Below are 23,591 nucleotides of genomic sequence, written 5' to 3'. Positions count from 1 at the left end.
GAACACGATGGCAACGATCACACACCCATGGCACGGCGTTAGTTATGGAGCAGGCGCACCCGAAATTGTAAATACGATCATAGAAATACCCGAAGGGTCGCGCGCCAAATATGAGATTGACAAAGAAACCGGATTGCTAAAGCTGGACAGGGTTATCTATTCATCCTTCCACTACCCGGTTAACTACGGATTTATTCCCAAAACCCTGGGGCAGGATCATGACCCGCTGGATATACTGGTGCTTTGCTCCCAAACCATCCGCTCTTTTTGCCTGGTAAGGGCCAAGGTGATCGGCAATATGCAGATGATCGACAGCGGCGAGCGGGATGACAAGATCATTGCCGTGGCCATCGACGATCCATCGGTGAATCATTACGAGAACATTGATGAGCTTCCGCATCATTTTCTGCTGGAAATGCGCAATTTTTTTGAGCAATACAAGGTCCTTGAAAGCAAAAAAGTAGAGATCGACACTTTCCAGGACAAGGAAACCGCGTTGTCCATTATCTCGGAAGCGATTGACTATTATAAAAAGAAATTTAAAGACATGCCTTAACACCATCCCTCTTAAATGAGATACCTGCTGCTCCTCATATATTTCTTATGCCTGGGAGAACCCGCTTCTGCACAGAATCGGTTTTTTAAGATCGTCAAAGATTATTTCCGGGTTGACCCATTTGCCGGCTCATTTTCGGCCTTTGTTGAGGCTGTTAAAACAGACCCGGAATTAGCCGTTACAGAAATCGTTGCCAAAACAGACAGCAGCCTGTTTTCCGTACAGGGACATTACCGTTCCTTTAATCCGTTTTCCATCCGGACCAGCAAGGTTGAAGTGCTGCTGGCGGAAAAAAAAAGAGTGATCCGGACACTGCAGCCGCGCCTGGATACGATCGTCCTTTACCAGATCACCGGCTTCTTCGATAGCACGAAGCAAACTGTAAAAGCCCTTCAGAAGGAATACAGGCGCATCAACAACAGGATCAGAAGGGACCTGCCGGTTCAGGGAGAAACTTCATTAAGTAAGATCAAAGGGATCCGTGACGGGGCCATCACCAATCATGCAATGCGTACGTCCCTGGCGGCACCGGTATCCGTAGGCTGGTACGTTACCGACGATGGCAGGCTGGCGCTGCTGTTGGTACTCCGCCTGAAATACGCCAACAACCGGGCGCTTGCAAGCGGCCTGGTTACCGACTACTACTATTTCAGCAACCGGCTCCTTGAGATCAACTAAGCGGCGGTATTCGTTTGATGAGCTTCAGCCGGTGGGTACGCTTCCCGGTTTCGCTGCTGGTGATCCCCTTTTTATCGATCATATCGATCCGTACTTTTCCTGATGCATGAATGATCCGGTCGGGGCCAAGCAGGATCCCCACGTGCACGATCTCCTGTTGATCATCAAAAAAAGCAAGGTCGCCCGGCCGGGCATCCTGCAGCTTCTTGACCACCTTTCCTTCCTGGGCCTGCTGCCAGGCATCGCGCAGTAAAGCAACCCCCGCCATTTTGAAAATGGTCTGTGCAAACCCACTGCAGTCCACTCCAAGGATGGTCTTTCCACCCCACAGATACGGAGCGTTTAGCCATTCCCGGGCGTATTTTTCAATCGAGGCCCGGATCTTTTCCGGACTTCCGCCAGGCTTCGTTGCCAATCCCCCGTAGCGGTATTCCCAGTCTCCGATCTTCCCGCTGTCTTTTCCTTCCGGTCCGATAAACGACCCCATCGGTATCTGCATTGGCATAGCATTTACCTCTATGGTATTGAGCAATGCTCCGGCAAGCAGCTGCTGCGGGTGCTTTGCAAGATCCTTATCGATTTCGCGGATCATATGATGGGTAACCCAGCCCTTATAACCATCGTACAGGCTTTTTATTTTATACCACCCCTTTTGTTTAAAGGAAAGGATGGCTACTTTTTCGCCAAACAGCAATTGGTTAACCATTTCATATTTATGATGCGGCTTTTTCCGGGCCGGCGCCGCAGGCACCACCACCATTCCATATTTCATATCTGCTCTTTTAAGAAGGTAAAGATAAACCAGTTTAGGATCGTTTGGAGATTGTTTTCACTCAAATTAGGTATTGACTTCAGCGGCGGATCGAACTAATATTGTACCGGATTACAAAACGATTTTAAAAAAAACTAAATACCTCCCGACGCTCCCGAACCGGTGATCCGCATTGAATCGCTTTGCCGCTTTCAATCATCTGTACCAGCCGGCGTCCTCCGATCAATGAAAATTGACAGCACCATATTGGACCACTTATGCGCAACATTTCATTACAATGTTCAGGCCGCGCCCACAGTTATCTTTGCCGTGCGCGGCTGCATGGCTGTAGGCGGCGCGCAAGCCGGATGGCACTTTGGCGGCGAATACACCTGTTTTCATGCGCAGGCCGTTCCTGTTAATTACACAACGGCCCGGTGCACCATCGGGCTGTGGAACCGGACAGCGGGCCGGATCACTGCATTTCCGGGCAGCACCCTTCCTTCCCTCACCTATTTAGCGGCTCACCCGTTAAAGCAGGCCACCTTCAATATTCTTTGTCCCGGTTTTTATGAATTAAGAAAAGGGCTGCACCCCCGCAGCGGGGGTGCCGGAGCCCATAACGCCCTGCTGATGGACAGCCACGGGATTGTTGAAGTTCCCGCGATCATCACCCGAAATAAGCAGGTCCGGTTTGCAAAGACGCCTAAAAATTACCGGGTGGTGCTCCCCGGCGATAACCTGCATGCCGCACGGAACGAGCCGGCGCCCGGCGGTACCGGCAGCGATATGCTGACGCTTGATTACAGCAGCTCCGGATGCATTACGATCTGCGGCAAGCCCAAAGAACTGGTCACCGGCGCGCACACCCATGTAACCTGGAACTACTGGCAACGCTTCATGGACAGCATCAGCAGCAGCGGGAACCTGTTTCCTTTCCTGCTTTTCAATGCATCGGAAGTACAGCACATGCCGCGCGCCGCGCAGGGCCTGCTGCGCTACGGTTCTTCGGGAAAACAGGTGCGACGCCTTCAAACAGCCCTGACCCGCATCACCGACAGCAAAACAGGGATGCCTTATTACAGCAGTGCCATCAACGACCAATTTACCAACGCAACCGTCCAATCATTTTTCCGGTTCTATAAAGACATTTCGGGGCAGCATGCCGGATATACACTAAAGCCCGACCAGCTATTTGGCAGCATCCGTCATTTTAAAATTGAAGAAAACCTCAATCAGTTAAACAACTAAACCTCTTTTTGCCATGTTATTTATTGATGATAAACGCGTGATCAACGGGATCACCATTTATCGGGACTTTCAAAACCGTAAACAATTCTTTTACCTTCCCTCCGATAAAGCCAAAATTGCCGACAACGGAAAGAAGATCCACTTTGTGGCCTATATAGACGGCGAGGTGATCGAAGGCACCGAGCCGGACTTTTCCAAAGACATCAAACGGGCAGGAGGCTTCCTGACACTGGAAGTAGAGCTCGGTCCCGATGAGAACCAGGTAAAAGATATTGAATCCCAGTTGAGTTCCGCCGAAGGCAGCGACATCATTCTCTCGCAGGTACCCTTTGTAGACGGAGCCGTGGAGCTGGTGCTCTTTGGAAGTGACGGGAAAGATGCCAACGATCCGCTGGAGATCACCATTGCCGGCTCCACCAAACCCTCCTTATACGGAATGCAGACAGCGGTGTTTTCACTGCGCCTGGGAGGTATGGAAGCCCAGATCATGTGGAATCTTTTAAAGAATGGAAAACAGACACAAGCCGCTGTAAAATATGAGCTGGACTACAAGGGGCTGATGCCGGTTTATAACCTTGAGATCACGGTTGATTTTAAAGCGACCGAAGAGTTCTGGCAGCATCACATTGATGCCGATTTCAATCTTACGTCTCCCTCCCTGAAAATCGTTTCCAACAATGATGTGGACCTGATCATGCGCGACCTGGTGAACAAGGGAGCCATTACCATCCGGGAAATCGATTTCACCGGTGGGGCCGGCGATGACGGGGGAAGCACTGCAGCCGGCTCGCTGGAGGATAAAATGAAAATTGTAAAGGAGCTGCTGCTTCCCACACTCTTTAACCCCAGCGCTATCCCCAGTGAAGACTACAATGTACTGAACAACACATTGCCCAGCGAGCGGGATAACCCCAGCCCAACGCCTACTTCCACGCCGCGCCCCACGCCCGCACCTACGCCGCCGCCCGGAACCACCGTTCCGCCGGTAACCACAACCCCGCCGCCCACTGCACCGCCGGAGACCACTACACCACCGGTGACCCATGGTCCGGTTGACCCTACGCCGCCCGACAATGACGGCGGAGAAACCACGGTGCCACCGCCCGCTTCTTCCACACCTCCGCCGCCGCGTACTTCCGCCCCACCACCGGAAACCACGACGCCACCTGAGACAACAACGCCACCGCAAACGACCACACCGCCGGAAACCACGCATCCGCCGGTGACCACAACCCCGCCGCCTACTACCACACCACCACCCACCACTACCCCGCCCCCGGAAAAAGTAGAAACACAGGTGTCGGTAAATGTAGGGTACCAGCTAAAGCACCGGTCCATTTCGCAGCAGGTTAAAAGAACATTTACTTATTCCAAGGCCGGCGCCATCACCAATAAGATCTATCCCGCAGGGTTGCTGACGCTTGAAGGAACGGCCTTTAAAGCGGCAGACCAGGTAATGCTGGTGCGGCTGGGCGAAGGCCCCTTTAAAGAAATAAAAATAGAGATCCGCTCAGCGTTGGACTTTGAAGAATTCCAGATAAAAGAAGCCATTGTACATATTTCGTACGGCTTCCGCAATGCGCAGGGCGATAAAACCAAACGCCTGCACCAGGGAAGCTATGCCGTCAGTCCCGAAAAGCCAAGAACCTTTATTGAGTTCTTCACCGATCAATACGGAACCCTCACTTACGACTACTATGTGGAATTCATTCATAAACCCGGCTCCATTATCGGTTCAAACGAAACCCGCATCCGTTCAAGAGATTTTACCGATGTTACAGAAAGGGATATTGCGGTAAATATTTCTGATCATTCCCCGCTGATCCCCGTTGAGATACAACCGGGCGCCATCAGCTTTTCCGACGACGGTGTTCAGTCCGTACAGGTATTTGTAGCACCCGAAAAAGACACCAATGGCAAAACGGTCATTTTTAAGCAGGACGCCACCGAGCTGAAAAAATTCCTCATTTTTCCAAAAGAGCCCAAAAAGTACGTGTACTACCGGCGGGACCTGTTCTTCTTCAAAGAAGATAAGATCGAGCAGGAGCGCAGCAACCAGATAGACTCCCAGGTAATCGTAAACCGCCCCGAAGCACGCACCTTGGCCATCAGCCCCATACTGGTGAACCCCGGCCAGCTGATCGCAAAAGCCATCGTCAAAGTCATTTACCGGAGTGCCGCCGGCGAGCAGTTTATGAAAGCGCTGGTGCTGAACGGGGAGAGCCAGGACCTGGCGCAGCAAAACTTTACGATCGTGGTAGAAGAAGATGACCCGAGGATATGGTCGGCGCAAACACAATTCATCCTGAAGAATGGAGATATTGTAGAAGGGCTGGAACGGCAGTACACCATCGAACAGCCGCCCATCAGCCTGGAAAACTGTGGCATCAAGGTCCTGAAGATCGCCACACTGCTGGGAGCCGACACTTTCAGCGCCGATATTGCCGCGGTGCAGGTGCAGCTCTTTGATACGGCAGAAGCCGGTGCCAACCCACTGGAGACCATCCTGCTGAAAAAGGACAGGCCCGAGGAGATTGTGGCCCTGCCCAAGGTGGATATTGCCGACCCTTTAACCGCTGTTGCGCAGATCATAAAAAAAGATGGCGGGGAAGAAACCCTGAATATGGTCATCCCGTCAGGGCTTAACGAAGTGCTCCTCCGCATCACCAATATTTAATAAATGAAACCACTAAACAATTGAACCATGATCATGCTATTTCCCACCATCAAAGTACCCGGCCTGGACGATATTGAAATTTTCCGGGATCATGAAAAAAGTGATACCTTCTATGCCCTCAGAGGAAGGCCCCGTATCGCTGAAGACGACAAAGGCACCCCGCAGCTCAGCTTTAACTTTTTTTCGCGCAACGCAGATATTGCCTACGCCAGCAGTGCCAATAAAGAGCTGGTAGAAACCCAGCTGGGCCAGCTGCTCTTTACCACTGACCTATCCATATCCGCAGAAGAGCACAAGACCATAACCGATTATCTTGAAAAAATGCTGGACAACAAAAATCATCTCTTTGTACGGCTTTATTCAAAGCTGGGCGGGGGAAAGAAAACCGTTGCGCCTGCCGCCGCAAAACCGGTAATAAAACTGGGTACCCCCAACACCTGGAAAGACGGCGTGGCCAAGCTGGAGATACTGGAAGGATTGGGCGATACGTTTAAAAAGCAATCCAGCGGCGAGGTAAAGCCCGCCCTGGTAGGCTCAAATGCCGCTGCCTTCTATGCCACTTTTGGCATTGAAGGGGCGCAGCTGATGTTTGACGCGCTCACAAAAGGATATGAAGGGGATAAAGAAAAAGACAATATCACCCCGCTGCAGGCCATTGTGCGCTATGACCTGAAAGGCTTTGCCTTTATTCCCAACCTTGAGATAAAGGTGACTGCAAACTCCACGCAAATTTTTGACCAGATGCAGTCCTACCAAACGGACTACAGCAAAAAGAGACGGGGAGGCATCAAAACAGAGATCGGCTTCTTCAGCTATAAGCGGACAGATACCCGGAGCGTCAGTGCCAGTAAAACAGAAATCGCCCGGATGATCCAAACGCTCATCGACCGGAAAGTGATCAATATAGAAATTACCGACTTTGGCGATGTAGCAGCAAACAGCGAGGAGATCAAGGAAATAGAAAACAGCCTGCGCACTTCCCTGCTCGATATGATCATGCAAACCATCATCCCCAATTTTTTCCAGACGGCATTTATCGGCGACAGCAATCCGCCCGCGGAGGGCACCACCGCTACCGACGGGCAGCCCCACCCCAATCCGGACACAGGCGTTACCGCAGCAGAAAGGGACCGCCCCAATGTTGAAGAGCACTACTACTTCCGTAATGATGTGGACAAAACAAAGATCACCTCCCTGAACTTTCATTTTAAAAAGAACGGGACCGTGGAGTTCCGCCGCTATCCAAATGGTACGCTGACCACCAATCTTTCGCAGGAAGAGCTAAAAGCCCTGGTGCAGGAGATAGACATCAGCAGCCCGAGGGTTCAGATCCTGGAATTACAGATCGGCGTAAATGCAGATTTTGCTGCAGACAATATTCACAGCATCATTGTAAACGTTTCCTACAAACAGCAGGACTCCGCCAGCAAGCAGGTGCGGGAGAACTCAAAATCCTATCTTTTCAAAACCGGTCAGGAGATCTACACCTTCAGGGTAACCATGGCACGCAATGAAAAAGGGGAACTGATCGACTTTTATACCGCCGAGGCAAAAATATCTTACATCGGCACCGCGGAGGCGCCACCTCCCATCCGCCTGGAAAACATCAGCGACCGCTCCCTGGTCGTATCCTACGACAAACTGGGCTTTGTAACGGTGAACTGTATTGCGGGCGATATCGACTGGACACTGATCAAAGAAGCGATCGTACAATTGGTTTATACGGCCGCACCCGATCAGCCAGATACCAAAAAGGAGATCCGTCTTACCAAAGACGCTCCAACCGGCAACTGGAGGTGCTACACGTATGGCAAAAAAGATAAAAGCTACTCCTACAAAGTAAAATACCTGTACAGCGATGGCCGGGAAATAGAGAGTGAAGAAAAGTCCGATACAAAAGGAACGCTGATGATCGATGACCTGCTTACCGGCAGGGTAAAAGCATCTTTTGATGTCATTATGGATACCAACACGGTTAAGACCGCCAAAGTGGAGATCCTGTATGAAGATGCGGCCAAAGGGATCAAAGAGGAATATTCCCACTGGTTCAACGGATCCGAAACCTGGGACTGGTCGGCCCGCACGCAACAGGGCGCCGGCAGCGCCTTCAAATACCGGTACTTTGTACAATACCAGGACGGCATTGTGTTCACCTCTCCCTGGCAGGATTCCGAAAGCGACAACGACATTCCACCCATAACCCTCGGACGCAAGCAAAAAACGCTCACCATTGACGGGGGGCTACTGGACTGGACCAAGTGGCAGGTGGTCTATGTGTCTGTTGAATACAATGAACCAGACCACAATTACCGGGCATCAAAAAACATACGCATCGATGCGAACGCGCCCCTGCAATCGTTTGAGGTAATGCCATTCGCAAATGACTCCGTTCCCTTCCTGTATTCATTACAATTTGCCAAAGCAGGTGCCGCGCCCGTTTCCGTAGCGCAAAAAGAAAACACAACCGGCCTGCTGCTGCTGGAAGATCCGGTAGCTCCTCCCGTTCAACCATAAAACGCTTTACCATGCCCGATCTGAAAGGAATACAACTGATTTCCCGGCGCGTACAGCTGAATTATAAGCCGATGCTGACACAGGTACTGCAGCTGTACGACAACAATAACCGGCTGGGCGAGGCCCCTTCCGACCCGGATAAAATATATAGCTACGAGGGGAAAAAATACGGCCAGCCAAAATTCAGGATAAAAACCAACCCGGCTACCGAGCTACGGCCGGCCAGCGACGCATTCTCATTTGAGAAAGACGAAAAAACCGGAGTGATCACCCTCCGTTGTGTAATCGAGGTGTACAGGGACGAACCAGACGTTATTCCGCTGAAGATAAAAAATCCCGGCATCAGCCTCGAATTTGACGCCGCCGGTAAAAAAATAACCAGGCAGCTGACCATTACGCAATCGCCCGCCATCAATGCCGTAAACCTGCTGCAGGACCTCCACGCACAAACGGCCGTTACCTGGGAAGAGATCCAGGGGCTTTTTACGCACTTGAGAGAGCCGGGTAATACCGCCGCTTTCCAGTTTACCGCAACGGCCGAACTATGGTGGGAGGAGCTCATAAAAACCGGTGGCACTGCGCCTTTCCGGCTGTTAACCGTTCTGGAAACAAGCAGCCTCCTGGCAAAACCCGTTACTACCGTCAAACCCTTTTCAGGTCTTGTGGCCCGTGTACGGGATCACCGGGGTACGGTGATCAGGCCAACCATAAAACCCCGGCCAACCGTCCGGCCCACACCGGGCCCCGCAGACGAAAATCCAAAATTCAAACCGGCCCAGAAACTGGATATAAAAAGCATCATTGTACGGTCCTATACAAAAGACGACACACTGATCTTTGGTCCCTTTGCGGAGCAGCTGAATGTAAAAGATCTCAGCTGGCAGGTTGTCAATATTCCCAAGGCGGGGGAAAACTATACCATTAGCTACCAGCCCACCTACCAGGCGGATGTATTTAATTTTCTGCCGCAGGTATTCCGCATCAAAGCCAAAGAGCAAAGTGGCGAACCGCGCATCTCCATCAGTATGAATGCAGGAGCAGATGAAAAGCCGGAAAACTATAAAATAAATATTGCCCTTACACTGATCCCCTATTACAATGCGCTGGCCAAAAAAGATCTCTACCGCGAGCTGAACCGCATTACAAAGGGGGTGACCCGTTTTTGCGAGCTGCGCCTGGGAGGGTATAAATCCGCGAGATTTGAACTGCGCTCTGCCTATGCCGGGGAAAACGCCGTATTCACCGGCAAAATGCCCGCTTCCATTGATGTGATCGATCCTGTGAACGGCTTTGTCCTCAACGTGGAATGTACCCTGGAGTCCTTTGATTATTTCCGCAGGGAGATCAGCGAAGGAGACGGCATCATCATTGGCGATATTGTTTTTGAGCTGGTATCCGGTAAGGGTGATACGCCCCAGACCAGCCTGCAGCGCATCCCCGTGGAGCTGAACATCGGTAAGCTGGCGGGCATCCCCGTTGCCATTAAACCCGATACCGAAAATGTAGATGATGTGATCGACATAAAAGGATTCACCATCTATAATGAGAACAGTTTCCCGGTTTCGATCAAAGGCATTGATGTAACCCTGCTCTCACAAATAGAAGAAACGGTTTATGAAGCAGAATATGACCCCGATCTGCAGGCCGCCTGGCCGCTGGACCTGCCGGACAATGCCACGCAGCAGGTACTGCTTGTAGGCCAGCAGACCGAAGAGGAAGAAGCTTCTTTCTGGACGCAGGTGGTCTGCGAACCCTATGGAGTATCTATTAAAAAAGAGGCAGACGAAATACTGGAACGCATCATCGACTATGCTACCGGCGATCCCCAGCTATGGAAGCTGGAGATCAGCTGCCCGCTTTTTGAAAAATGGGGCCAGCTGGACGATGCCACCATTACGCCCTTTAAGCAGGTAAGCCACCTGATCGTGGAAATAAAGAACGAAAAGGGAGCCACGTTCTCCGTAAAGCTCGATCAGCAAAAACCGGTGGCCACCCTCGAAATGTCGCGAAGCATCAGCGAAATATTAAAGACCCAGCAACTTACCGGGCGAAAATACCAGTATCGTATAGGCACCAACTACATCATCCAGTCTGCCCACTGGACGGAGTGGAGCGATCCGGAAAGTACCGCTTCCGATTATTTAACCGTGATACCCCACGCATTATCCCAACCATAAAAACCTTTCATCATGATTACGATTCCCAGTGTGCTCAACTATAAAAATGTTTCCGTTTATCCGGACGATGAAGACTGCAATCTTTTTTATACGTTTAAAAACTCGCCGGAAATAACCCTTCAAAACGGGCAGCCGGTCTTCAGTGGCCTGTTCTGGACCGATGCGGCAGATGGGGCTGCGACCAGTGTGGCGGGCATCGCCGGCGGCTGGATCAATTTTGACGCCAACCTTGCCGTGCCGCAGGACCTGCTGAACGAAATTTCCGAAAAGCTGAAGAGCGCCCGGGTACAGGAGAACCGGCGCAGGACCCTGATAAAAAGCGAAAAGGAACGGCTGGCGCTCATTGCAAAAGCCTCCGGGGCAACCACGATCCCGGATCCGGACATCCCGCCCGTGGGTGAGATCCGGTTTGGAGCAGTAAACTTTACCAAGGGCACCGTAACCCTGCTCGAAGAACAGGGCGGCGACCTGGTAGCCTGGTCATCCGCCGGCGGGCCGGCCAGCCTTATCGGCGATAATAATGCTGCCTTTGCACTCCGTTTAAGTCCTACCGGTGCAGCCATCTGGTACAAATCCCTCAAGGAAGGTCAAAAAGCGATCAGCATCCGCTATGAGCTGAAATTCCAGCTAAGGCTGCCCAGTCTTGAAATACGGGCCTGGGCCGGCTCCTCCCAATCCGGGGAGATCAACCGGGAAGTGGAACGGAAGATTATCAACATGGACCAGGGCTGCAGCGATGCAGACGTGGAGCGCATTGATGTAAAGTCCGTTACCCGCACTCTTATGGAGACCGGCCTGGTGAACATCGAAATAAAAAAAGGCGCCACCGAGATCTCCGATGAAAATGTAAGCCAGCTGCGCAGCCTGGCCATCGGCCTAATTGAAGAAAAAGTAAAGGAGATCATCAAAAGCCGCATCCAGGGCATGAGTGAAGAAGAACGGAAGAACTCCCTGCTGCAACTGGTAAAGGAAGAAGTGAACTCCTTCGTGGAACTCCGCTTTACACAACAGGACGTGGTCGAATGGAGCATCAACCCTCAGGGCACCATTATGAACTTCCTCGAAAAAGTTCCGGAGTCAAAAAAACAGGCGATCACCAGGCTGGTCGATATGTCGGAAAAGGAAGTAGAGACCATCTCCTTGCAAACAAAAGTAAACGCCCCCTGGGAGGAAGAACCCTTTGTCAATACGGTTAAGGTAAATATTGCTTATCCTTCAGCCAACGAGCATCATTCCTTAATTTTCAATAAGGACAGCCCCATTGACACCTGGCATTTCAGAAGGCCAAAAAAAGATGACGGCATTGCCGAATACACGGCCGAGGTCTTTTTCAAAGGCCTCTCCCAACCGCTCGTGACCAAAGGGAAAGCGGCATACCAGGACATTGTGATCAATGTGGCCCGCAAAGGCATGTTCGACGTAAGGTTTAAGCCCCATCCCATTTTAAGCACCCTCACCGGCGATAATGAAATAAAGATCATCCAGATAGACCTTTCGTACAAGCAGGAAGGAGATCCGGATCATTTTTCGGAGACCCTTGCGCTGAAAACAGAGACGCCGGACGGCGAGCAATTTAGGCGCCTGATCGGGAAAGAAATTGATGCCCCCCTTGTGTACACAGCCAAATACTATTCAAAAGACGGGAGCTTTATTGAAATGCCCGAGAAAAAATATTATGCCACCGAAAATGCCGGCGCTTCCATCTTTGTAGAATCGCCTTATCAGAATACGCTGAATATTCCCGTAGAGCTGGCACAGTTACCGGATGAGTCCGTGAAAAAGATCATTGTTGAATTTCAATATGATGATGCCGCAAACAAATTTTCCAGCGCCGACAGAATTGAGCTGACAGCTGAAGACAGCTGGGAGGCTGTTACCGCCACCCTGCTCCTGATGAACAAGGACAAAGCCGATTTCCGTTATCAATACAAGATCGTTTCCAATGCAGCCATTGCCAAATCAGCCTGGATCAATGGTTCGGGTGAGGAAACCATCATTCTGCCCTACTTAAAAGTGCGGATCGACCCGTCCCTGCTGCAATTAGGTACCCGCTACGTCAATGCCCTGCTCACGATGGAGTACCAGAACGGGGACGCGGCGATAAGCCAGGAGTTTTTGCTCAACCAGCAATCTGCGGCCGCTCCGGTTAACTGGTACCTGCCCCGCTCCAATACCAATGCCGTGGAATACACCTACAAGCTGGTACTGATGGACGCCGCCGGAGCGGAAACAGAAACAGGTGGAAAAGGAACCGGCAGTATCCTGATGCTGAAAACTGCATAACCTCAATTAATTAACGACCCAATGTTAAGTTACAAACCACCGTTTATTGAAACCGGCCCGCTCACGCTTTTTGGCGATGATGTAAACCCCGATGTATTTTACTATGTGTGTATGCAGCCCAATGTTTTGCGCAACGAAGATCACAACCCCCAAATGGAGGCCTATGCCATCATTCCCGAATCGGGCGTAGGCGAAAGGGACGGTATTCTTGAATCTGCCCTTATGATGGACATAGGGCTGGCGCCGGAGGAAGCGGACCTGAAGGAGGCCGAAAAAGCGATTCAAAAAATAACGGGCAGAAAACCCAAACTGCTGGCGCCGGCGCCCATCCATGATGCCAAAGTACAGCTGATCGTTGCCGCCGCCGGCGAAGAGCCCGATCCCAAAAAATGGTTTGTCACCAAGGAGATCAATGCATCCGTACTGGGCAACAATAATGCAGCACTGGTAGCAAGAGCCACCGGCAATGACGCCAAACTGTTGATCGCTGCGCTGGATGCTGATGTAGTGGCCGCAAGTGTGCATTACAGCCTGACGATGCTCGGCATTGCGCCCGTTTTCAAAGCAACGATGAAAGCCGACTGGAAAAAGATCTATCATCATTTTGAAAAATTTGATAAGACCAATTTCATTTTTTACACCGATGAGATTTCTGAGGCCGTTGATCAGCTCCGGGAAACCAACGCCATAGAGATAGAGATCCAGGAACTGGACCCCGATATCAAAAGCGAAGCCCTGAAAAGCCTGATGAACGAATTGAAGTCAGAGGTCTTCAAAAAGATCTTCCAGCCGGCTGCATCACCACTGAGTGCCGGCAGCAATTGGGAAGACCGGATCGCTTCCGGTGTAAGCCGTGTACTGGGGTCGCTGGCGATCGGCGCCCATCATATCCGCCGCAATATCGACGAGAGTCAGCTCTTCTCCACCGAGATCAACCTGTCGCAAAAAAATGTAAAGACCTATCCCTTTTACCCTCAGGCCCTCCTCAGTTCCCTGTTACAGCGGGCAGGCGGTATCAAAGAGCGTATCCGTTGGATACGCCTGGACGAGATCCCGTTCATCGATCAGAAAGTAGAAGTGAGCCTGGCTGCCGATATCTTTACCAATTCCAATATAAAATCAGTGCAGGTTGCATGCAGGGTGCGGGACGGAAATTCCGGGCAAATAAAGATCCAGCAAAGCCTGGTATTTGATTCCGATGAAAAAAATAAAAGCACCTTCAATTTCACCCGCGAAAAGCTGGTGCCCTATCAATACGAATACAAGGCCACTATTTTTATGCAGCCGGCCGCAACAAGCCTGCCGGACAAACTGGAAACCGACTGGAAAACAGAGGCCAGCCCTTATATTTACCTGAACCCCGCCAGCTATTTTGGAACAAAAGAACTCTCCATAAATGTGGACGACACCGGCATTTTTGATACGGCCCATTTGATCGAAGCCGTGCTGAAGGTTGTAAAAAAAGAAGTGCTCGGTCCCGTGGCACAAAAAACATTTCTTTTCAGCAGCGCCGATTTTCAGCAGAAGGCCTTTACATTGATCGCCGACAAATCCCTCGACCTGCAGTTCAATATTGAGCTCACCTATTTTCTGAAGCAGGCAGCGGAGCACAAGGCGGTTTATGAAAACGTGGATACCGGGCTCTTCTTCATCCCCAACCCCTTTGAAAACAAATGGTCGGTAGACCTGATCTGTCATGCCGACTGGTCGCAAACGCAAAAGGTGATCCTGGAAACCCGGATCAGGGATGCGGAACGGGAAGACCTGCTGACCAATAAGTTCGATTTTACAAAAGACAGCACTGAAACCAAACTGGCAGCCTCCGTAAGCCTGCGCACGCCCAAAGAAACTTTTGAATACCGGGTAACAACGGTGGACGGCAACGGCAATATCGTACAGGGACCGTGGAAAGAGCAGGGCGGGCCGGTACTGGTGATCACCGATAAGATCCAATCGCAACGCATTATCCGGGCCACACTTACCCGTTGTCCCGATTTTGAAAAGAACGAGATCAAACAGGTGACCATTGAATTTGTATATGATGACAAAGCCAACCAGGTACACGCAGAAAGCGGCCGCCTCGCCTTTGCAAAACCCGGCGATGTGGCGGCCTTCACGCACGCCATGCCCGATTTCAACCATAAAGAATTTACTTATATGGTGCGGGTAAGAGGCAAAGGCGGCCAGTCGTACAAATCAGAATGGATGAAGGACACCACCGACAAAATCAATATTGAAATCCCGGACAAGATCTGGTAAACATCAAATAACCATGCTCGATTTATCAAAACCACTGGGGATCCACGAAGGGCTTATTTTTTACGGTGATCATGAGCTGCCGGATCTGGTTTATTATTTCCCCGACGAAGTAGGCCTGGCTCCACAAAAAAACACACCGGGCCTTTATGAAATGTACCTCCAGGCTTTTAGCGAAGGGGATGTGAGCGAAGGCGGTATGGAGGCTCTGAGAAATTCAGCGGGCTCCATCCTGTCCCTGGGCGTGCAATGCACGGTATCGGAAAAAAGACTTCAGAAAGCGCTGGGCGGGGTAAAAGGCTCCGGAACGTTCCCGGATACCTTAAAAGCCACCCTTCCTCCCTGGCGGGATGGCTCGGTAAACCTTATCGTACTGGACAGCGACAACAGCGATGCCCGTTCCATAAATGCCGAAAGCTTTGTAAAGAGCATTGTAGGATCAAAGAAACCCTCGCTGATGTCTTCCACCCTGGACAGTGTTTTCAATGTGCGGCTCGACCGCCGCGGCACCGCTATTGTAATGGCCGCGCTTGAAGGAGATACCGGCAATGTTGCAGGCGTATTGTACGATCTTAAATTCAATGCCCTGCGCCCCGCGCTGGATATGCGCATATGGGCGAATCTTGACCGGTGTTATGAAAGCGTCTCCCACCAGTTGGGTGTAAAAGTGGAAGGGCAGATCTACGTGGTAAAAGCCTCACTTGGAGCAGACTTTGGCTGGCTTACAAAAAAGCTGGAAGAGGATGGTGACCTGAAAATAGAGGTCATCAGTCAGGCAGAAGACGCCGAAACCAAAAAGATGATGGATGAAATGATCAGTGATTTTAAAACAAGCATCCTCCGCGAAATGTTTGCCCCCTATATAAACCCCGAAATACCCGGGGCGATTGCTGCAGGAGCCGCGTCGGTGTCCTCATCTCTTGTATCTGTGGGGGTCAGTTACCGGTTCACCAAGGAAAACATCACGCACAACAAGATCATAGAAGTTGATTACCGCGAGCGTTCGGCCATTGTGCGTACACATAACCCCCAGGCGCATTTGTGGGTGGTGGGAAAGCAAATAGCGGCCCATATAGATACATACATCCAGCAGATCCGTTTTGGAGCGGTATGGAGTGAACAATCGCTTTCCATCAGCCTTCAGTACGATTTTGAACAGGAGGGGGCAGACCTGCTCAGCGCCGAAGTAATGGTCTGGCGCTTCAGGGACGGCCTCGATGAGCAGCCCGGAGAGGGGCATTTTTCCATTCCTGCCGGCGCCGATGCCCTGTACAGCGTTACGTTTCATAAAGGCAATAAGGAGCCAAAGAACATTGCCTGGAACTATGCAAAAGAAGAGCCCTTTGGTTATTACTATCAATTGCGCTTTGTATATCAGCCCGCCCGGCAGGACGTAAGCAGTCCGCCGGAGATCATGCTCCCTCCCGTTTACAGCTCCGGCAATGACCTGATCATTTTTCCCGACACCTATACCTATTACCGCAAAATAATGGTAAGACCCGGCAATATCGACTTTGCAGACAGCAATACCGTAGACGTTACTTTTCGCTTAAAAGACCAAAAGGGCCAGGTGGCAGATGTGAAACTCATCACGCTCAGCCAGCAAAACCAGAACCAGGTCTGGACGGTAAGAGGGAAAGACAGGAACAACCTGTTTATAGAAGTAAGCAAAGAATACCATTATACGGACGGGCGGCCTTCACTATCTACAGAAGCTGTTTTTTTACAGGATGACGAAGTGATCATTAACAAGCCCTTTTTACGCTCCGCGTTCAGCCTGGTGCCGGTAATTGCCGGCGCCACCGATACCGTGGCAGAAATACTGCTGGAGATCACCGTTACGTCACCGGCGTTCACGGAATCTCTAAAGAAATTATACCGGATCGCCGGACCGCAATTCAATACGGAACCCTTAACCATCAATCGCAGCACGGCGCAGGATGTATTGTCCTACGCGGTCAAAGCCATCACGAAAGAGGGGCAGGTCCTTCCCCTGGAGGAAGGAACCCTTACCTCCAATGCATTGGTGATCGACCTCAACAAGGTACACCAGCGCCAGGTGATATTTAACTGGAACGGGCGGTCTCCGGCTTCCCTGGGCATCAAAGAGCTGAAAGTGGAGTTCAGAAAGGAAGGTGAAGAAGGCGCAGTGCCGGAAGCCATCCTGTATTCAGGCGCTGTGATACCCCAACCCGTGGCAAGGACCTTTGGCAGGAACGACCGGATCGAATGGCGGATCAATAAACGCTTTCAAAACGGAAGCAGGGAAAAAAGCCCCTTTCAGCTTCTGACCGCCGATGTCATCACGATTGAAGCAGAAGAGCCGCTATAGCCCTGTCACCCAAAGTTCATCACGCAGGAAAAAGATCAGCAAATGAAAAAATATATCATACTTGTTGCCGGATACGATTATGCAAACAGCGGTGTGGATTTTGCCTACATCGCCGATAAAAGAAAAAATTACCTGCTGAAGCAAAACCCCGGCTGGCAAAATGATGTCCAATGCATCTTCATCCGTATCAACACAAGAACGGGCGCCATTGAACGCAATTTAAGCGACGACCGTTCCCGCTGGGTTGTTGAAGCAACGCCTTATGAAGCCATACGCCGCAGTGTACACTACCGGAACAACCAGTTTGTTGCTTCAGAAAACCGGATATTGTCTATTGAAGATTGTTATGCCTATACCGCCCGCATCGGCGCCGATGAGCCTGGCAGTGTAAAGGAGCTCAGCCTCCTGGGACATGGCTGGTTTGAGGGGCCGATACTGGTGAATTCATTTCAACGGCAGGAGTACAACGCTTCCGGAGCCAACTCCTTACAGAGAGACCCCTGGGATAAGGATGGAAGGTCTAAAGATTTTTTTTCGCAAAATATGGAAGAAGCAGCGTGGACCGGTTTCCGGAATGCGTTTGCTTCAGACGGGTACTGCTGGGTTTGGGGCTGCCTTTTTCCGCGGGCCTATTACAACATCCTCTATACGGTGGTGCGATCGGCCGCTTACCGGAGCAAAGCACCCGGCAGCCATACAGACGATCAGCTGTTCCCCATAACCGTTAGCCAGTCATTTGCCAACGACCATTACCCTACAGATCCGCAATTTTTTCCATCCGCTGCCGGTGAGCGAAGTTTCAGCAGATCCCTTCGGGATATAAAACAATTTGTAAAACGGGGCATCCTGCGCTGCTATCCGGGCCGGTTTGCGCTGGACAACGGGATCAGCTGCCGGGCCGCATATCTGGGCGTCTATGCAGACTATGAACGGGCGCGCGGCAATATCCGCGCCAATGAAACCGTAATGATCATCCCGCGGAACAGGGAAACCTATATGATCGATTTTTCGGACATCATCGATTTCTATAAAGCCTACCTGGGGCTGCAGGAAGATCCCGAGGGCAGGGGTTATGGCATCTATTCGGGCGCTCAGGCACATAGCTGGTGGAACGAAACAACCGGCTCCTGAGCCGCCCCCAAAACAAAGCACATGCAAGCAATACAAAGAGGAAAAGACCTCATTTTCGTACAGATCGCCTCCTACCGCGATCCGGAACTGAAAGTTACTGTAGCGGACCTGCTCCGTACCTGCAGCAACCCCGACCGGCTGCGCATCGGCGTATGCTGGCAGCATACCGATGCAGACTCCTGGGATGATTTTGGAGCCATCTATAAGGCCGATCCCCGGTTCCGCGTCCTGGACATCCCCATTCATCTGTCAAAAGGTGTTTGCTGGGCCAGGAACCTGGTACAGCAGGAGTATGATGGGGAAACGTACACCCTGCAACTCGACTCGCACCACCGCTTTGTACAGGACTGGGATCTGATACTGGAAGATATGTACCGGCAGCTGCAGCAGTCGGGCTATCCCAAACCGCTGATCTCTGTTTACCTACCCTCTTATGAACCGGACAACGATCCGGAGTCGCGCTCTTATGAATTCTGGCAAACGAGTATCTGCGGGTTCTCGGAAGAAGGGATTGTTACCTTTCGCCCCACAAGGATACCGGATGGCATTCCTTTACACAAACCAATACCTGCCCGGTTCTATTCCGGACACTTTGCTTTTACCACCGGCAAATTTTGCGAAGAAGTGCAGCACGACCCGCGCTATTATTTTTTGGGTGAGGAGATCAACATCACCGTAAGGGCTTTTACAAATGGATATGATCTCTTTCATCCCAACCGCGTCATCGCCTGGCACGAGTATACCCGGAAGAACCGCACAAAGCAGTGGGACGATGACAAGGACTGGTGGCAAAAAGACCTGGTGGCAAAAAAAAGGAATAAAACCCTTTTTGGAATAAACGGGGAAATACCGGCTTATATACTGCCGCAATACCGCCTGGGTCGCACACGGACGCTTCAGAACTACGAGCAATATGCCGGTATTTATTTTAAAGAACGTATGATCACAGAACAGGCCCGGAACGAAACGCCGCCCTCACTCTATCATTTATTTTTACCCCGGGCAACATGGAAAGAACAATTGATGCCCTTTGTGCAGGAAGAAAAATAGCAGCATCGATCCGCTCCCGCCAAAAAACCATGTGCAGGGCTCCGGTTCATGTCTCCCGGAATCCGCCCGATGACGGGCTGAAACACTGAAATGCTGAAGACTTTTTGCCGTTTGAGATGGCGACAGGAGCACAGTCGTAATATAAAAAGGATCTGTGTTTCTTGGCCATGGAGCTTGTCCCCACGCGCCATCCGTACAAAAACACCGTGCTGATGACCCACCTTACGGAGGATCGTCATGGACCCCGGAATTTTTATTGTGGAATCTGCCGGATGCTGCATCTTATCAATAGTTTAAATACCTTTATTTGCGTGAATAACGGCCGCCATGACCATATAAGTGACCAGGAACTACTCCGGCGATATCTGAAGGAACAGGACCGCTCCTGGCTGGGGATCCTCCTGGAACGGTACACCCTCCTTCTTTTTGGGGTATGCATGAAATACCTGAAGGACGAAACACAGGCCCAGGACGCCGTTCAGCAGATCTTTCTAAAAGTGATCCAGGAAGTACATAAATACAAGATCGATTATTTCAAGTCCTGGCTGTACACCGTGGCAAAAAATCATTGCCTTACCGTGTTACGCGATAAAAAACGGAACATCCCTGTAGCATTAACGGAAGACAGCCAGATCGCCGCACCGGAGGAGGAGCCGGAAAAAGAAACCATAAGTCCCGAGCTCTTAAAAGATGCCCTGGATGCGTTGAGCGTGGAGCAGCGGCAATCAGTAATTTTGTTCTACCTGAAAAAAAAGAGTTACCAGGAGATCAGCGCATCGGAAGGATACAGCCTGTTACAGGTAAAGAGCTATATTCAGAATGGAAAAAGGAACCTGAAATTGCTGATCCAAAAAATGCTTAAAAAAGCAAAAAAAGAGAATGGCTGAAGAATTAAAAGACATATTGTCCCATTTAAATAAAAATATAAGCCAGGAAACCCTGCTTCAATACCTCAAAAAACAGTTGAGCAAAGAAGAGCAGCATGAAGTGGAGCAACAGCTGCTGGATGACCCTTTTTTCAATGATGCGGTGGAGGGCTTGCAGGACGTGGAGCACCCGGACCGCCTTTCGCTGATCGCCGAAGCACTGAACCAGGACCTGAAAAAGCGAACACAAAAGAAAAGGACTGCTCAGGCCAGGCGTCAACTGCGGCCCCAGTGGTGGCTCTATTTTTCGATCCTGATATTACTGATCCTGCTCGTACTGGTTTACCTCGCCCTCCATTCAAGAATGGGTAATTAACTAATAATCAACCGACTATCCTTTCATTTTATTATATTGTGCATTGTATGTGCAAAAAATGAACACAATATTAAGTTTACATTAATTTTCTAAAATTCGCATCCAGGCCGCCTTCGTCCATCGTATTTTTGCTACATAAATTTTTTGTTATGCAATGGAAGACTATTACATCCAGCCTTGGGAATACCGGATTTGGATTGTGGTACAATGGTCAAAAAATGCTAACCCTTGCCTATAAACCGAAATCCGATTCGGTTTATCTGGAGTCAAGAGATGGAGAAAAAAGACTGTTTCACTATAGAAAGAAGGGGCTCTTTAAGAATATGCGGGTATTGCAGAACGAATATGGCGCGGAACTGGGTAAAATTTCCCGTGAAGGACGGCAGCAATACATCGAAGTGGATGACAAACGCTTCTATCTGAATTTTAAAAACGATGACCACAAGATCATTGAGATCATCGACGAAGCCCAGCAGCAGCCGGTAGCGGTCTGCTCCGTAGAGGGGGAGAACCCCAGTGATGCCACCAATTACAGTCTTTTAATGGTCATGTGCTTTTACCTTTTTCAGCCGAACAACTACAAGATCCTTACGGCCAGCGCTGCACTTTAAAGCTCCCGATAAATCTTTTTGGCAAATTGCTCCAGGGATGGGTCTCTTGCGCCCATCAGCAGTAAAGTAGTGCCTGGCTGCAGATGGCTGCCTGCCGCTGCCAGCAGTTGGTTCCGGTCTTCAACAAAAAAAGCATTTTTGCCCCGGGTTTTCAGGTCATTGATCAGGTCCTGGGCCGAAATATCCTTTGTGGTAGTGCCGCCGGCATAAAAGATCTCGCTCATCCAGATCTCATCCTGGGATCGTAATGCATTGCCTATTTCCTCCACGAACTCGTTACGTAAAAATTTGGTGGGCGTATAACCATGAGGTTGAAACCAGGCCACCACTTTACCGGAAACAGGCTGGCATGCCCGGATGGCGGCGGCACATTTAACCGGGTTATGCGCAAAGTCATCCACGACCCAAATATCTCTTTTTTGCCCCAGCACCTGGGCGCGGCGGTAAATGCCTTCATAGCCCTTCAATGCGGCGGCGGCCTCTTCAAGGGAAACGCCCGCAGCCGCAGCTGCGGTAGCCGCAGCTACCGCATTTTCCATATTATGACGGCCAAGCAGGTTCAGGTCAAACGGATGGCCATTTATTTTAAAGGATATATGAAACCCGTTCTGAACAAAATCGGATGCCTGGAACCCGGCCCCGGGGCAGGTACCACTCACACAAAAATCATTGGCCGGATCTGCGGATAATTTCTCCGAATGCACATTTGACCGGTTCACACAAAAACGGTTGCTGTTCTGCTTAAAGATCCCGAATACCTGCATCAGTTCTTCCAGCTCCTTATGATCCTTTTCAATATTCAACAGCAGCCCGATCTCCGGGTGGTATTGCACAATCGAACCGTCGCTTTCATCCGCTTCGATGATCAGCCAGTCGCCCGTGCCCACAAACGCATTTCCAATTTTTCCCTTTTTTATCAAGCTCACCAATCCTGCCCCACTGATCACTGAAGGATGTTTTCCCCCGGATTGAAGAATATCGAACAACATACCCGTGGTGGTGCTTTTCCCGCTGGTACCGCCTACTGCGATGGTCTTTTTGCTTGCAGCGATCAGCGCGAGCAGCTCCGAACGGCGGATAATGGGGATCTGCAATTCTTTTGCTTTCCGGATCTCTACAACCGTATCCTCAATAGCTGTGGAAGCCACTACCAGATCCGTACCGGGCGTGATTCCCTCTCCATCCTGTAAAAAACACCGGATCCCTTCCGCCTCCAGTTTCTCTTTTATATCCCCGGCCTTCCCCTCATTAAAAAAACGGTCGCTTCCGGAAACCTCCATTCCCGTACCCTGTAAATATTGCGCGATCGCGCTCATCCCCGCCCCTGCAATACCGATGAAGAACGGCTTTCTTATTTTTTCCAAGCTGGCTACCATAGAAAGCAAATGTCGGTAAAGCTCCACTTTTAACAAAAAGCGGATATGAAAAAATACGTTACAGGCAAAGATTTGCCATTGCCGTACTTTTATTAACCCGCCGTGCCCAGGCCCTGGCCACCCGGTTCGATCATTTCTCTTTGAAAAACCGGACCGTTTGTCCATAATCCCATTTACGCTGCAGGCCAAAAATGCACCGGGTAATGCGTGTTATTTTTGTGGCATCTGTTTTGGCTGCGTCCACCCACTTACTGAAATAACGCTGGCGCGATGGGACCAGGGAGCGGAAATGTGCAAGCGCTTCGGGCTCTTCTGCCAGGCAGTCCATCAGCTCTTTATTGAGCTCGTACTCTTTCGTATCCAATTGCAGCTGCACCGCCACCATGGCTCCTTCTTTTTTACAGATACCTTTCCGCATCGTTGCATTCACCGGTAGGATAAAGTTCCCTTCTCCCATGGGCAACAGGGAAGCGCTGGCGATCTGGTGACCATCGATCCGGCCCTTCACCTGAAAGATCTTTTTATTGCCCGGCAACAACTCCTGCGCCAGATCCGCCGGGATCTCGATATACGTCCAACCGGTTTTTTCGCCATTTTCTTCAAACTTCTGTAACCGGCCGGTTAATGAAATGGTGGTTGGCTTTTTCATAGTGATAAAGTTCCGGCATCTGCCGTAAAATTTCCATTTCTTTGTACAAAATTTTCC

At 50.6% G+C, this 23,591-nt stretch carries 17 protein-coding genes; 14 read left to right on the top strand and 3 right to left on the bottom strand.

Annotation, left to right across the window (positions count from 1 at the left end; translation table 11 throughout):
* Positions 1–7: 7 nt before the first annotated feature.
* Positions 8–556, top strand: a complete 549-nt coding sequence (locus B160_RS0125740) for an inorganic diphosphatase (RefSeq protein ID WP_018630849.1) — start codon at positions 8–10, stop codon at positions 554–556.
* 15 nt (positions 557–571) lie between these two features.
* Entirely contained in the window at positions 572–1,234 is a 663-nt protein-coding gene (locus B160_RS0125735; protein WP_018630848.1) for a hypothetical protein, read from the top strand.
* Here B160_RS0125735 and B160_RS0125730 read toward each other — a convergent pair.
* On the bottom strand, positions 1,227–2,006 hold the full coding sequence (locus B160_RS0125730; RefSeq protein WP_018630847.1) for a C40 family peptidase: 780 nt from the start codon (positions 2,004–2,006) through the stop codon (positions 1,227–1,229). The genes B160_RS0125735 and B160_RS0125730 overlap by 8 nt on opposite strands.
* A gap of 246 nt (positions 2,007–2,252) precedes the next feature.
* On the opposite strand from B160_RS0125730, the gene B160_RS32040 reads away from it, so the two are divergent.
* The 12 genes from B160_RS32040 to B160_RS0125670 all read left to right on the top strand — a co-directional run bounded on the left by B160_RS32040 (position 2,253) and on the right by B160_RS0125670 (position 21,509).
* Positions 2,253–3,236 (top strand): hypothetical protein, encoded by a 984-nt coding sequence (locus tag B160_RS32040; RefSeq protein WP_169540135.1) that lies wholly within the window; start codon positions 2,253–2,255, stop codon positions 3,234–3,236.
* Between the two features lie 13 nt (positions 3,237–3,249).
* Positions 3,250–5,913, top strand: coding sequence for a hypothetical protein (locus tag B160_RS0125720; protein ID WP_018630845.1), 2,664 nt, complete (start codon positions 3,250–3,252; stop codon positions 5,911–5,913).
* A gap of 27 nt (positions 5,914–5,940) precedes the next feature.
* Complete coding sequence (locus tag B160_RS0125715; RefSeq protein ID WP_018630844.1) at positions 5,941–8,427, top strand: hypothetical protein; 2,487 nt, start codon at positions 5,941–5,943, stop codon at positions 8,425–8,427.
* 11 nt (positions 8,428–8,438) lie between these two features.
* On the top strand, positions 8,439–10,604 hold the full coding sequence (locus tag B160_RS0125710) for a hypothetical protein (protein WP_018630843.1): 2,166 nt from the start codon (positions 8,439–8,441) through the stop codon (positions 10,602–10,604).
* 12 nt (positions 10,605–10,616) lie between these two features.
* Positions 10,617–12,887 (top strand): hypothetical protein, encoded by a 2,271-nt coding sequence (locus B160_RS0125705; RefSeq protein WP_018630842.1) that lies wholly within the window; start codon positions 10,617–10,619, stop codon positions 12,885–12,887.
* Positions 12,888–12,908: 21 nt separating this feature from the next.
* Complete coding sequence (locus B160_RS0125700) at positions 12,909–15,146, top strand: hypothetical protein (RefSeq protein ID WP_018630841.1); 2,238 nt, start codon at positions 12,909–12,911, stop codon at positions 15,144–15,146.
* Positions 15,147–15,159: 13 nt separating this feature from the next.
* Positions 15,160–17,475, top strand: a complete 2,316-nt coding sequence (locus tag B160_RS0125695) for a hypothetical protein (RefSeq protein WP_018630840.1) — start codon at positions 15,160–15,162, stop codon at positions 17,473–17,475.
* 42 nt (positions 17,476–17,517) lie between these two features.
* Entirely contained in the window at positions 17,518–18,606 is a 1,089-nt protein-coding gene (locus B160_RS0125690; protein WP_018630839.1) for a hypothetical protein, read from the top strand.
* A 21-nt stretch (positions 18,607–18,627) separates the two neighbouring features.
* Positions 18,628–19,656, top strand: a complete 1,029-nt coding sequence (locus tag B160_RS0125685; protein WP_018630838.1) for a GlcNAc-transferase family protein — start codon at positions 18,628–18,630, stop codon at positions 19,654–19,656.
* A 311-nt stretch (positions 19,657–19,967) separates the two neighbouring features.
* A complete protein-coding gene (locus B160_RS0125680) occupies positions 19,968–20,543 on the top strand; it encodes an RNA polymerase sigma factor (protein ID WP_245562284.1) in 576 nt (191 codons plus the stop codon).
* The gene (locus B160_RS0125675; protein ID WP_018630836.1) at positions 20,536–20,898 is read left to right on the top strand and encodes a hypothetical protein; all 363 of its coding nucleotides are present in this window, start codon (positions 20,536–20,538) and stop codon (positions 20,896–20,898) included. Before B160_RS0125680 ends, B160_RS0125675 begins: the two co-directional genes overlap by 8 nt.
* 149 nt (positions 20,899–21,047) lie before the next feature.
* A complete protein-coding gene (locus tag B160_RS0125670; RefSeq protein ID WP_018630835.1) occupies positions 21,048–21,509 on the top strand; it encodes a hypothetical protein in 462 nt (153 codons plus the stop codon).
* On the opposite strand, the gene B160_RS0125665 is transcribed toward B160_RS0125670, so the two are convergent.
* Both B160_RS0125665 and B160_RS0125660 read right to left on the bottom strand, forming a co-directional pair.
* Entirely contained in the window at positions 21,506–22,885 is a 1,380-nt protein-coding gene (locus B160_RS0125665; RefSeq protein WP_018630834.1) for a UDP-N-acetylmuramate--L-alanine ligase, read from the bottom strand. The two genes, B160_RS0125670 and B160_RS0125665, sit on opposite strands and share 4 nt — an antisense overlap.
* Positions 22,886–23,015: 130 nt before the next feature.
* On the bottom strand, positions 23,016–23,534 hold the full coding sequence (locus tag B160_RS0125660) for a DUF1905 domain-containing protein (protein WP_018630833.1): 519 nt from the start codon (positions 23,532–23,534) through the stop codon (positions 23,016–23,018).
* Positions 23,535–23,591: the final 57 nt, after the last annotated feature.

It is taken from the genome of Niabella aurantiaca DSM 17617 (assembly GCF_000374125.1).
Lineage (GTDB): Bacteria > Bacteroidota > Bacteroidia > Chitinophagales > Chitinophagaceae > Niabella > Niabella aurantiaca.
The sequence above is the reverse complement of the archived record's forward strand: the minus strand, read 5'-3'. Positions and strand labels throughout refer to the sequence as shown.

Bases quoted from the DNA above. Each gene is read 5' to 3' on its own strand.
- B160_RS0125660 (WP_018630833.1), bottom strand. From the start codon at position 23,534: ATGAAAAAGCCAACCACCATTTCATTAACCGGCCGGTTACAGAAGTTT.
- B160_RS0125665 (WP_018630834.1), bottom strand. From the start codon at position 22,885: ATGGTAGCCAGCTTGGAAAAAATAAGAAAGCCGTTCTTCATCGGTATT.
- B160_RS0125720 (WP_018630845.1), top strand. From the start codon at position 3,250: ATGTTATTTATTGATGATAAACGCGTGATCAACGGGATCACCATTTAT.
- B160_RS0125710 (WP_018630843.1), top strand. From the start codon at position 8,439: ATGCCCGATCTGAAAGGAATACAACTGATTTCCCGGCGCGTACAGCTG.
- B160_RS0125735 (WP_018630848.1), top strand. From the start codon at position 572: ATGAGATACCTGCTGCTCCTCATATATTTCTTATGCCTGGGAGAACCC.
- B160_RS0125700 (WP_018630841.1), top strand. From the start codon at position 12,909: ATGTTAAGTTACAAACCACCGTTTATTGAAACCGGCCCGCTCACGCTT.
- B160_RS0125705 (WP_018630842.1), top strand. From the start codon at position 10,617: ATGATTACGATTCCCAGTGTGCTCAACTATAAAAATGTTTCCGTTTAT.
- B160_RS0125715 (WP_018630844.1), top strand. From the start codon at position 5,941: ATGATCATGCTATTTCCCACCATCAAAGTACCCGGCCTGGACGATATT.
- B160_RS0125695 (WP_018630840.1), top strand. From the start codon at position 15,160: ATGCTCGATTTATCAAAACCACTGGGGATCCACGAAGGGCTTATTTTT.
- B160_RS0125690 (WP_018630839.1), top strand. From the start codon at position 17,518: ATGAAAAAATATATCATACTTGTTGCCGGATACGATTATGCAAACAGC.
- B160_RS0125740 (WP_018630849.1), top strand. From the start codon at position 8: ATGGCAACGATCACACACCCATGGCACGGCGTTAGTTATGGAGCAGGC.
- B160_RS0125670 (WP_018630835.1), top strand. From the start codon at position 21,048: ATGCAATGGAAGACTATTACATCCAGCCTTGGGAATACCGGATTTGGA.
- B160_RS0125685 (WP_018630838.1), top strand. From the start codon at position 18,628: ATGCAAGCAATACAAAGAGGAAAAGACCTCATTTTCGTACAGATCGCC.
- B160_RS0125730 (WP_018630847.1), bottom strand. From the start codon at position 2,006: ATGAAATATGGAATGGTGGTGGTGCCTGCGGCGCCGGCCCGGAAAAAG.
- B160_RS0125675 (WP_018630836.1), top strand. From the start codon at position 20,536: ATGGCTGAAGAATTAAAAGACATATTGTCCCATTTAAATAAAAATATA.